The sequence below is a fragment of the Klebsiella variicola genome (assembly GCF_000828055.2).
GTDB classification, from domain to species: domain Bacteria; phylum Pseudomonadota; class Gammaproteobacteria; order Enterobacterales; family Enterobacteriaceae; genus Klebsiella; species Klebsiella variicola.
In genome coordinates this window covers 3,594,880-3,606,009 of the sequence record NZ_CP010523.2, presented here as the reverse complement: position 1 = coordinate 3,606,009, position 11,130 = coordinate 3,594,880, and the positions used below count along the sequence as shown (strand labels likewise).

The window sequence follows — 11,130 nt, the reverse complement described above, 5'->3', positions numbered from 1 at the left end:
CTCTTATATAGGTCACAAATATGACACTGGCGTGAATTTTGCGCATTGACGTTGTCTTCATTTCGCGGTATTCGTAACCCGTGGCTGCACAATTTGCGACCACTGTTTTCTTTTCCACCAGATCAAAGAATGAGGGAAACGAGGCATGAAGAGACAAAAACGAGATCGCCTGGAACGGGCACATCAACGTGGATATCAAGCGGGTATCGCGGGGAGATCGAAAGAAATGTGTCCATACCAGAGCTTGAATCAACGCTCATGGTGGCTGGGAGGCTGGCGAGAAGCCATGGAGGACAGGGTACTAACGGCCTGACACTGTCTCTTTAAAAAAGAAGCCTCCGCATAGCGGGGGCTTCGCCTTTTAATCGCTGCCGATAATTATCAGAAAGCGGAAGTATCCTGGAACAGGCCGACTTTCAGATCGTTCGCGGTATAGATCAGACGATCGTCAACCAGCACTTCGCCATCCGCCAGGCCCATAATCAGACGACGGTTAACAATGCGCTTGAAGTGGATGCGGTAGGTGACTTTTTTCGCGGTCGGCAGAACCTGACCGGTGAATTTCACTTCGCCAACGCCCAGCGCACGGCCTTTGCCTTCGCCGCCGAGCCAGCCAAGATAGAACCCGACCAGCTGCCACATCGCATCCAGGCCCAGGCAGCCCGGCATCACCGGATCGCCGATGAAGTGGCAACCGAAGAACCACAGGTCCGGGTTGATGTCGAGTTCCGCCTCAACATAACCTTTGTCATAGTTACCACCGGTTTCGCTCATTTTGATGACGCGGTCCATCATCAGCATGTTTGGTGCTGGCAACTGCGGGCCTTTCGCGCCGAACAGTTCACCACGACCAGAGGCAAGAAGATCTTCTTTTGTATAGGATTCGCGTTTATCTACCATGTTTTCAGTAAGCCTTATTTTAAGTTCGGGACGCAGGATAGCTAACACGTGTAAGCTGAACAAGTCCGATCAGTTAGAACTTGTCCCACCTAACCAGCGTAGCGGCCACGGAAAACGATGGCGAGTCTCTTGCTGGGTCGCCTGCGCTATCCGCTCCTGAATGGTTTGTCGCAGCGTCTGCCCTTCACCGTCCCACATCAGTTGGGTCAGCATCGGCAGCGCTTCGGTAATATCGTCAATGGCCCAGATGGCAAACTGGTTTTCGGCAACGGCCTGACGGAGCTCATGGCTAAGACTGAGATGACGAACGTTGGCCGCAGGGATAATGACGCCCTGTTTACCGGTTAGCCCGCGCTGTTGACAGATAGTGAAGAAACCTTCAATTTTTTCGTTCAGACCGCCGACCGGCTGCACGCGACCAAACTGGTCGACAGAACCGGTAATCGCAATGCTCTGATTAATCGGCACATTGGCCAGCGCGCTGATTAAGGCGCAGAGTTCAGCCATGGAGGCGCTGTCGCCGTCCACTTCACTGTAGGACTGTTCGAAGGTCAGCGAAGCGGAGAACGGAAGCTGCTGCTCCAGCTCCAGCTCGGACATCAGAAAAGCCTGCATGATCATCATGCCTTTCGCATGAATATTGCCGCCGAGCTCGGCTTTGCGTTCGACATCAATAAACTCGCCATCACCAATGTGCACGACGCAGCTGATGCGCGAAGGTTCACCGAATGCGCGCGGATGGCCGGGGAATTCAATCACCGACAGGGCGTTGATCTGCCCGACGCATTCGCCTTCGGTTTCAATCAGGATCTGTTCCTGCAGGATTTCATCCTGCATTCGTTCTGCGAGGTAGCCTTCACGCCACTCCCGGCGTGCCAGCATCGTCTGCATTTCTTCGCCAGTAATCTCCTCGCCTTCGCAGAACGCGGCGGCCTCTCGCAGCTGGCGGGCTATCCATAGCGGACTGAGTGGCAGGGTCTCCTGATCGCCGGTGTAGCGCGTCCCCTCATCGATCAGCAGTGGCCAGGCGTCGGCCGCCGGACCTGGCAGCGTCAGCTGCTGGGCATTTTGCCATACCCACTGGCACCAGGCTTTCAGCGTCTCGGCGTCAGCAAACTGCAAAGTGTCTTCATACTCACTGTAGATCGCCTGAGCGCAAAGCTCTGGTTCCATTTCCTGGAAATCCGCCAGCGATTCGCGTTCGCCGACCAGCATGACTTTCAGGCTCAGCGGCATGGAGGGAATGCTGACCGGCAGCGGGCGCGACTCATCGATGGAGAGCCAGTCAAACCGCTGACGGGTCACCATATTTTTCAGGCGCACCCACAGAAGCGGCTGCGCCAGCAGTGTGCGAAGCGAGATTACCAGCACGCCACCATTGGCCTGATGAACCAGGCCTGGCTGGAGGGTGATGTCGCCGTTAAACTGGCGTACGCAGCCAAACAGCTGTTCCGCCTCTACCCAATCGGCCGCGACGACCGGGGCGGTGCTGGCAAAATTATCCTCAGCCCGTTGCGCCGGGGAGAGCGTCACGCGAGCGCCGTCAACGTCATAGCGGACCCCGTAGAGCGGGGCGGTAGGTTCATGCAGCGTACGGGTTTCTGCCGTCAGCCATTGCAGATACTCCGGTTCTTCGGGGGCTTTCACCAGCATGAAGGAGGAGACTGCCGGCGTGCACAGCAATTGCTCAAGCGCGTAGAACAGACGCGGCTGCAGATCGCCCGAGAGAGAGGGGGCCGGTTGAGAGAGATCAGCTTGGGCAAACAGCGCCTGATAAGGTTCCATATCGGGCGCAAGGTCGGTTCGGGTCAGTTTCGTAATGGTCAAAGTCGCTGTTTTTTAGTTAGATGTAAAGCGCGCAATTATACCTGATGCCGCGACTGAGCACACGGAGGATTATGATTACCCCGATGATTCCCCGGCCATACACCTCACGAATAATGATTTATATTCAGCACATCAGGAAAAAACTGATATCCTGAAATGAGTTACACGGTCACATTGAGATCGCAATGAAATATCAACAACTGGAAAATCTTGAAAGCGGCTGGAAATGGAAATATCTGGTAAAGAAGCACCGGGAAGGTGAGCTGATTACCCGCTACATTGAGGCCAGCGCTGCGCAAGCTGCGGTAGATGACTTGCTGACGCTCGAGAATGAACCTGTGCTGGTGCATGCCTGGATTGAGCAGCATATGAATCCGGCGCTGATGAACCGCATGAAGCAGACCATCCGCGCGCGACGAAAACGGCATTTTAACGCGGAGCATCAGCACACGCGTAAGAAGTCTATCGATCTGGAGTTTGTCGTCTGGCAGCGTCTTGCCGGCCTGGCGCAGCGGCGGGGTAAAACCTTGTCCGAAACCATCGTGCAGCTGATTGAGGATGCTGAGCATAAAGAGAAGTACGCCAGCAAAATGTCGAGCCTGAAACACGATCTGCAGGAACTGTTAGGCAAAGAGTAGTCTTTACGGCGGCCTGTCAGAGGCTACTCTGATATGGGGCCCACCACCGCAAAAGCGGGAGAGAAGGCATAAAAAAACCCGCCGAGGCGGGTTTTTTCATCAGTTATAACTTAAGCCGCTGGCTGAGTTACAACTTCTTTGTAGCCTTTAACTTCGATCTCTACACGACGATCCGGGGCCAGGCAGTCGATCAGTGCAGCGCGAGCTTTCACGTTGTCACAGGTGTTGCCAGTAACCGGGTTGGATTTACCCATACCGCGTGCGGAGATTTTGCCAGCCGGGATGCCTTTAGCAACCAGGTAGTCAACAACGGACTGAGCACGTTTCTCAGACAGCTGCTGGTTGTAAGCTTCGGAACCGATACGGTCGGTGAAGCCCATAACAACTGCAGAACCGTCTTTCGGATCCATGTTGCTCAGCTGGGTGTACAGCTGATCCAGAGCCTGCTGACCTTCCGGTTTCAGGGTTGCTTTGTTGAAGTTGAACAGAACGTCAGACTTCAGGGTGAAGTGCTTGGTAGTCACTTCCGGAGCCGGAGCCGGAGCCGGAGCTACAACCGGTGCAGCATCTTCCTGACCGAAACGGTAGGAAACACCCACGCTCAGCATGCCGTTGTCCGGACGAACGCCAACGGTGCCCGCGTCGCCGATGTTGTTAACCCACTGGTATTCCAGACGGGTAGCGATGTCACGAGTCACAGCCCACTCTACGCCGCCAGCAAATACCGGAGATACGCCAGTGTCGTGGTTGTCGCCAGCGATGCTGTTGCTGGAGTCTGCGCGCCATACCATGCCGCCCAGACGGGTGTAGATGTCCAGATCGTCAGTGATCGGGTAACCCAGTTTAGCGGTCAGCTGAACGCCCTGAGCTTTGAATGCGCCATTAACCTGGTCGCCTTTATACGGCATACGGCCCAGCCAGTCGTAACCCATTTCGAAACCGAGGTACGGGTTAACCTGGTAACCACCGAACGCACCAGCGCCCAGCTGGCTTTCGTGGGTTGGACCATTGTTGTTCAGAGAGCTGTTGTACCAGCCAGTGTCATGGAACTGGGACCAACCCAGTTTACCACCTGCATACCAGGTGTTATCTTTCGGAGCGGCCTGCGCTACGGTAGCGAAGCCAGCCAGTGCCACTGCAATCGCGATAGCTGTCTTTTTCATTTTTTGCGCCTCATTATCATCCAAAATTCGCCATGAAGTTACAAAAGACCTCACGGTTAAATCCTTCACCCGGGGCGTGACTTGTTGTTAACTATGCTGATACATGCAGCGTAAGCCGATCACCCCTGGCGATGTAAAGTCTACAACTTAGTTCGAAACTTACAAGTGTGAACTCTGTCAGGCATATGAAAAAAAAGGGTTGTGTACACAATATTTAACAAATATGGTTGATTTTCGTACGCAGAAAAAAGGCAGAAATCCCCGTGTGACAGGCATTGCGCGAAAAAGTCCCTGAAAAACGCTGTGTCTTTACCATCGGTAAAAAAAATTCCAGGAATAATCCTAATTTCACTCAATGATACAAATTTGAGTGAATTTTTAGCCCGCTGAGTTGTCTGCCGAGCGTGCCTTGATTTCTCACCGGGCGCATGATGAATCCCATCGCGCAACCTTCCTGGGCGGCATTGACCAGACGCTCATGCTCTTCCGCGGTTAGCTCCTCCGTTAGCCAGCAGATAACCACACTATAATTACCGGTGCGCAGCGCGCGGATCATTGAGTCTACGGTATGGCAGGGTGACAGCTGGCTAATTTGCATGACTTTAGACAGCGGCAGACCGGCAGACTGGACCCACTCACGGCTAAGCTTTTGTTGCGGCGTGAGCCACAGCTGCCAGCGAGACTGTTGACCCAGCTGCTGTAATAAAGGTAGCAGCAGTAACTGTGTCATCATGGGTTGATCTTCACGATAGACAATTTCACTGATCAGCCCATTGGCGGTCTGTTCGCCAGAACGATGAGCGTAGTGGCCTGCAGAAGCAGAAGCCTGTGCTGAACGATTTGCGTGAGCTGAAGTAAACATAGTCTATCCCGCCTGTAGTTACTGTATGCATATACAGTATATCTACCTGGGGAAAAGATCAACCGCAATTTGCCATTTTGCTGGCTGAAATTTAATCATTTCCCGCCGCGTCTGATTTATAGCGATGCGCACCTCTCCTCAACGATATCCTTAATGCCGGCTAATGATTTCTTTCCACCCTGTTGATTGCAGCAACGTCAGTGATTTTCTGAAAGCGTCTCGCAAAACCGCATTCTGGTGGAAAAGTCGGCGAAAATCATCTTGCTGCTGTTCGGGAAGTCCCTTATGTTTTCTCTTAGCGGATCCGTTAACAACTTAAGTTTAATTACATGATTAACAAAGGAATGATCATGAGAAAACTAGTATGTCCGCGGTTCCCGCAATTTCAGGCCTGCGTCTCGCCGCTGGGTCAGTTACATTCTCGTCCGCTTTTTGGCGGCTATAGCCTGGCCATTGATGATACGGTGTTTGCGATGGTGGCAGAGGGCGATATTTACCTGAGGGCCTGCGAGCAGAGCGCCGCGTATCGGGTTGAACATCGCAATCCTTTATTAACGCTGCGCCGACATGGGCGCATCGTGCCGATGAAGTATTATCAAATTGACGACGCATTGTGGCGCGATGAGACTCAGCTTTTTCGGCTGTCGCTGTTGTCGTGGCAGAGTGCGCAGCGTGAAAAGAACCACCGACGGGCGTCGGGCCGTCTGAAGGATTTACCCAATATCAGCTTTCATATGGAATTGCAGCTGATCCACGCGGGCATACCGGATGTCAGGACGCTTCGGGAGGTAGGCGCTCAGCAGGCCTGGCAACGGCTACGAGAAAACAACGCCTCTCTGTCGCTCAACGTCTTGCTGGCGCTGGAGGGGGCGATTGTCGGCGTTCACGCCGCCGCGCTCCCGACGCTGCGGCGTCAGGAGCTGCTCGAATGGGCTGGAGCCCGCTAGCGGACAGCCGCCGTTATTCTGTCTGAGCGTGAACGCGTTGTTGCAGGCGGCAAATTTCAGGCAGCAGCGCGAGCAACAAGCCAATCTGCTGTAATACCAGCGGCTCTTTACTGTCCGCGCGCGGTTCCAGATGCTGGATCCGGCTTTGCAGGCTGGTCAAAGACTTCTGCACCCGATGTTCATCGGCGGGGGTATGGTGCAGGGCGTCATCAACATAACAAACAGCATCATCCAGCAGGGCAAGAATATCGGGGGTGGACAGTTTTTCCCGATGCGCACCGAGAGCGGAGATGTAGCTGGTGAAGGTATGGTTGAGACACAGCAAGCGAAAAGCGGTCTCGCGCTGGGCGCCATCCGCGCGCGGTTCAGTCGACAAATTCGAGACCACGGAGGCCAGTTCGGCATCACGGTTGTAGGCATCACGGCGGGCGACACGATAGGCCAGACGGTTGTCGCGGCCCTGGTGATACTGCTCCAGAATGGCATCCAGATAACGGCAGTTTGCGTTCATCGCCCGGTCCAGGACGCGCGGCAGATTGCGAAATTTCCAGTCCGGCCAGATGAAGCTGACCGCCGCCCAGGCGATGGCGCAGCCGATCAGGGTATCAATAATGCGCGGTAGCGCGACCTCAAAACCTTCGCCAAGCAGGTTAAAGCACAGCAGCACCAGCAGCGTAATAAACATGGTAGCATGGGCGTACTGCACGTTACGAAAGGCAAAGAACAGCACGCCGGTGAGCACGATCAACACCAGTTGCCCTTCAATCGAAGGCACCAGCAGCAGGACGGGCAGGCCGATCGCCACCCCCACCAGCGTGCCGATGATCCTCAGCGCCAGTCGGTGGCGGGTGGCGTTATAGTTCGGCTGACAGACAAACAGGCTGGTCAGCAGGATCCAGTAGCCATGCTGGAGCCCGGTAAACTGGATAAAGGCATAGCCGGCGCAGAGCACCAGCGACATACGTACCGCGTGGCGAAAGAGAGCGGACTCCGGCGACATGTTGCGCCGCAGACGCAGCCAGATGTCGTTCAGCCCGCCGAGTCTGTCGTCGGCCAACAGCGTCTCGGTGTTGCTCCCGGCAGGCGCGGTCGTTTGCACCGATTCAATCGTGGCCAGCTGCGCATCGATAGCGCGCAGGTTATTGAGTAAAAACCCAAGGGCATTGATCTGCTCGTCAGACGCGCCGCTGGCGCGCACACGGTCAAGCGCCGCGTCGAGATGCATAAACGCGCGTTCAAAATGGGCGTCATGTTGGTAGGGTTCGCGCAGTAAAATCGCCCGCGAGAGCTTCTGGCAGGCCTGGGCCTGCATCGAGAGCATGCGCTGGAAACGGAACATCACGTCGCTGTAGCGGAATTGATCGCGCAGAGTCTGGTACTGAATATGCGATGAGCTGGCGCGTTCGTGAATATCCTGGGCCACGAAGTAGTACTGCAGCGTACGGCGGGTGCCGCGCTGACCCCGGTCGCCTCGCAGCCGGGTCAACAGTGAGACTTTGGTTTGATTGAGCGTGGCCACCAGCTGGCCGTTGGCGAGGGCCAGATCGTACAGCGGCGCCTGGCTCTCATCCTCCAGGTCAGGATCAAACAGCCGGGATTTGAGCTCCAGATAGCGAGCCAGTTGCTCATAGCTACGCGCCAGGTTGTCCTGCAATGGACGAATCGGAAAAATCAGGTGCCCGGACAGCGTCAGCAGGTTGTACCACACGGCCCCCGCCAGCAGGAACAACGGCTGTAGATACCAGTGATCGTACAGTGTGACGCCGAGCATGGTGTAGATGGCGATGAGCAGGGCGCCGAAGGCGATGGTGGCATAGCGCTGGCCGAGGCCGCCGAGCAAAATAAAGCCGATGGTAGACACGGTCAGGCCGAGGGCAAACAGCGGCGGCCACGGAAACAGCAGTTCCACGGAGGCGGAGGCGATAAAAAAACAGACCAGGGTAATGGCGAGGTTGCGCAGACGACCGGTCAGCCGGTCGTCGAGGTCGGTCAGGGCCGCGGCAACAACGCCAAGGGTGAGAGGGATGGTCAGTTTGACTTCGCCGATCCACCAGGGAAACAGCGTTGTGCCGCAGAGCGCGATAAAGATCCGTACGTTATAAAGCCAGGCACTGTTCCAGGTATAGCGGCGTAGCAGGGGGCTAATCATGTCCGTGTTCCGTTCGGTTACTGAAAGCGACGACGCGCATTGGCTTCACGTGCGGCACGCGCGGTTTCCACAGAGACGACCCGACGCCCTACCGGCCAAAGGGCAATGGCAGCAATTTTAAAGTTCGCGATCCCCACCGGGATGCCAATAATGGTCAGACATTGAGCTATGCCGCTGAAAATATGCATCAGGCACAACCACCAGCCGAAAAAAATGAACCACAGAATATTCAGCACGGTGCCGCCGGCGTTGAGGAGGCCATTTTTACGGCCCGGCTCCAGCTCATCCACATGAATCGCCTCGTTACCGTATGGGAATAAGGAGAGTCGGGTGATTTCCCAGCAGGAGCGGGTCAGCGGCAGCGTGACGACCAGAATGATGCTAACCAGCGTGGCGAGCAGCCAGCCTAGAGTGGTGGCGAAACCGCCAAGGATAAAGTTCAAAATATTCAGAATGGTACGCATAAAGCCTCGGTTTTGCCCTGTGGATAATAAGACCTGACAATTGTAACGTTTTTTTGCGCTGGAGCACCTGGTCCCGGGCGGTTAAACTGAAAAACAATCCACCCTGATTGAAAATCGACATTATATGGAACTTAAAGCGACAACATTGGGCAAACGCATGGCTCAGCACCCTTATGATCGGGTGCAGTTACTGAACGCCGGCGTAAAGGTTTCCGGCGACCGTCACGAGTATCTTATCCCTTTCAATCAGTTATTGTCAGTGCATTGTAAGCGCGGTCTGGTCTGGGGCGAACTGGAGTTTGTGTTGCCTGACAGCAAAGTCGTGCGTTTGCACGGTACCGAGTGGAGCGAAACGCAGCGCTTCTATCACCATTTACAAACGCTCTGGGAGCAGTGGAGCGCGGAAATGAGCGACATCGCCGCTGGCGTACTGAAGCGGCAGCTGGCGACGATCGAGCGCACCCGTGCGGAAGGCAAATGGTTGACGCGTCAGCAGGTGGCGGATGTGCAGGATAACATTCGCCAGGCGTTGACTGGTTTGCCGATGCCCTCCAGCCGGCTTGAGGCCTTTGACAACTGTCGGGAGCTGTGGCGGGAGTGTCAGCGCTGGTTAGGGGATATTGAAGCGACACGCCTGGCCCATAACCAGGCCTTCACCGAGGCGATGCTTGAGCAGTATCGCGGCTTTTTTGACGGCGTTGAGTCGTCCCCTCTTAATGCCTCACAGGCACGGGCGGTGGTGAACGGCGAGCGTTCCCTGCTGGTGCTGGCGGGCGCGGGCAGCGGCAAAACCTCGGTGCTGGTGGCGCGGGCAGGCTGGCTGCTGGCGCGGGGAGAAGCGGCAGCAGAGCAAATTTTGTTACTGGCATTCGGCCGCCAGGCGGCGCAAGAGATGGATGCGCGGATCCGCGAGCGTCTTGCATCCGACGATATCACCGCGCGTACCTTCCACTCGCTGGCGCTACATATTATTCAGCAGGGCAGCAAAAAAGTCCCCACCATCAGCAAACTGGAAAGCGATAGCGCAGCTCGTCAGGCGCTGCTCGTGAAAAGCTGGCAGCAGCAGTGTCAGGAGAAAAAAGCGCAGGCGAAAGGCTGGCGCCTGTGGCTGGAAGAGGAGATGGGCTGGCAACTGCCGGAGGGCGATTTCTGGCAGGACAAGAAGGTGCAGCGGCGTATGGCCAGCCGGCTCGACCGCTGGGTCAGCCTGATGCGTATGCACGGCGGCTCCCAGGCAGAGATGATTGCCGGGGCGCCGGAGGCGGTACGCGATCAGTTCAGTAAACGGGTGAAACTGATGTCGCCTCTGATGAAAGAGTGGAAGGCGGCGCTGAAGGCCGAGAATGCGGTCGATTTTTCCGGCCTGATCCATCAGGCGGTCAATATTCTCGATAAAGGCCGCTTCGTCAGCCCATGGAAACACATTCTGGTGGATGAATTTCAGGATATCTCGCCGCAGCGGGCCTCGCTGCTGGCTGCATTACGCCGGCAGAACAGCCAAACCACGCTCTTTGCCGTCGGAGATGACTGGCAGGCGATTTACCGGTTCAGTGGGGCCCAGCTTTCCCTGACCACCGCGTTTAATCATTACTTTGGCGAAGGGGATAGCTGTGCGTTGGATACCACCTATCGCTTTAACGGCCGCATTGGCGAAATCGCCAATGGCTTTATCCAGCAGAATCCGCATCAGTTAAGTAAGCCGCTGAACAGCCTGACGGCGGGCGATAAAAAGGCCGTCACGCTGTTAGCCGACGATAAGCTGGATGATTTACTGGATAAACTGAGCGGCTACGTTAAGCCCGAGCAGCGGATCCTGCTGCTTGCCCGTTACCATCATCTGAAGCCCGACGCGCTCAACAAGGCGGCGACGCGCTGGCCGCATCTGCAGCTTGATTTTATGACTATTCATGCCAGCAAGGGCCAGCAGGCGGACTATGTGATTGTGCTGGGACTGCAGGAGGGAGAGGATGCGTTTCCCGCGCCGGCGCGCGAGTCGATCATGGAGCAGGCGCTCCTGCCGCAGCCGGAAGATTTTCCTGATGCGGAGGAGCGTCGACTACTGTACGTGGCGATAACCCGCGCACGTCATCGGGTGTGGTTGTTGTTTAACAAAGCGCAACCTTCGCCGTTTGTCGACATCCTGCAGGCCTTGGATGTGCCGGTGGCCAGGAAACCCTAAT

General features: G+C 55.8%; 10 protein-coding genes. 4 read left to right on the top strand and 6 right to left on the bottom strand.

Going from position 1 to position 11,130, the window contains the following annotated elements:
* Positions 1-145 precede the first annotated feature (145 nt).
* The gene (gene rmf, locus SP68_RS26735; RefSeq protein WP_002898396.1) at positions 146-313 is read left to right on the top strand and encodes a ribosome modulation factor; all 168 of its coding nucleotides are present in this window, start codon (positions 146-148) and stop codon (positions 311-313) included.
* A gap of 68 nt (positions 314-381) precedes the next feature.
* Here the strand turns inward: rmf and fabA are convergent, their stop codons facing one another.
* Together fabA and SP68_RS16970 are read right to left on the bottom strand one after the other, a co-directional pair.
* Positions 382-900, bottom strand: coding sequence for a bifunctional 3-hydroxydecanoyl-ACP dehydratase/trans-2-decenoyl-ACP isomerase (gene fabA / locus SP68_RS16975; RefSeq protein ID WP_012542300.1), 519 nt, complete (start codon positions 898-900; stop codon positions 382-384).
* 69 nt (positions 901-969) lie between these two features.
* Positions 970-2,727, bottom strand: coding sequence for an AAA family ATPase (locus SP68_RS16970; RefSeq protein WP_012968609.1), 1,758 nt, complete (start codon positions 2,725-2,727; stop codon positions 970-972).
* Between the two features lie 185 nt (positions 2,728-2,912).
* Here SP68_RS16970 and matP point away from each other — a divergent pair, with 185 nt between their 5' ends.
* The gene (gene matP / locus SP68_RS16965) at positions 2,913-3,365 is read left to right on the top strand and encodes a macrodomain Ter protein MatP (RefSeq protein ID WP_008805891.1); all 453 of its coding nucleotides are present in this window, start codon (positions 2,913-2,915) and stop codon (positions 3,363-3,365) included.
* A gap of 110 nt (positions 3,366-3,475) precedes the next feature.
* Here the strand turns inward: matP and ompA are convergent, their stop codons facing one another.
* Together ompA and sulA are read right to left on the bottom strand one after the other, a co-directional pair.
* Complete coding sequence (gene ompA, locus SP68_RS16960) at positions 3,476-4,528, bottom strand: porin OmpA (RefSeq protein ID WP_008805892.1); 1,053 nt, start codon at positions 4,526-4,528, stop codon at positions 3,476-3,478.
* A 352-nt stretch (positions 4,529-4,880) separates the two neighbouring features.
* On the bottom strand, positions 4,881-5,390 hold the full coding sequence (sulA, locus tag SP68_RS16955; RefSeq protein ID WP_008805893.1) for an SOS-induced cell division inhibitor SulA: 510 nt from the start codon (positions 5,388-5,390) through the stop codon (positions 4,881-4,883).
* A gap of 350 nt (positions 5,391-5,740) precedes the next feature.
* On the opposite strand from sulA, the gene SP68_RS16950 reads away from it, so the two are divergent.
* On the top strand, positions 5,741-6,337 hold the full coding sequence (locus SP68_RS16950; RefSeq protein WP_012542296.1) for a TfoX/Sxy family DNA transformation protein: 597 nt from the start codon (positions 5,741-5,743) through the stop codon (positions 6,335-6,337).
* Positions 6,338-6,350: 13 nt separating this feature from the next.
* Here the strand turns inward: SP68_RS16950 and yccS are convergent, their stop codons facing one another.
* A complete protein-coding gene (gene yccS, locus SP68_RS16945) occupies positions 6,351-8,486 on the bottom strand; it encodes a YccS family putative transporter (RefSeq protein WP_008805895.1) in 2,136 nt (711 codons plus the stop codon).
* 17 nt (positions 8,487-8,503) lie between these two features.
* Positions 8,504-8,950, bottom strand: a complete 447-nt coding sequence (locus tag SP68_RS16940; protein WP_012542294.1) for a YccF domain-containing protein — start codon at positions 8,948-8,950, stop codon at positions 8,504-8,506.
* A 124-nt stretch (positions 8,951-9,074) separates the two neighbouring features.
* Between SP68_RS16940 and helD the strand changes: the two genes are divergently transcribed.
* Positions 9,075-11,129 (top strand): DNA helicase IV, encoded by a 2,055-nt coding sequence (gene helD, locus SP68_RS16935; protein WP_016160584.1) that lies wholly within the window; start codon positions 9,075-9,077, stop codon positions 11,127-11,129.
* The last annotated feature ends 1 nt before the right edge of the window (position 11,130 follow it).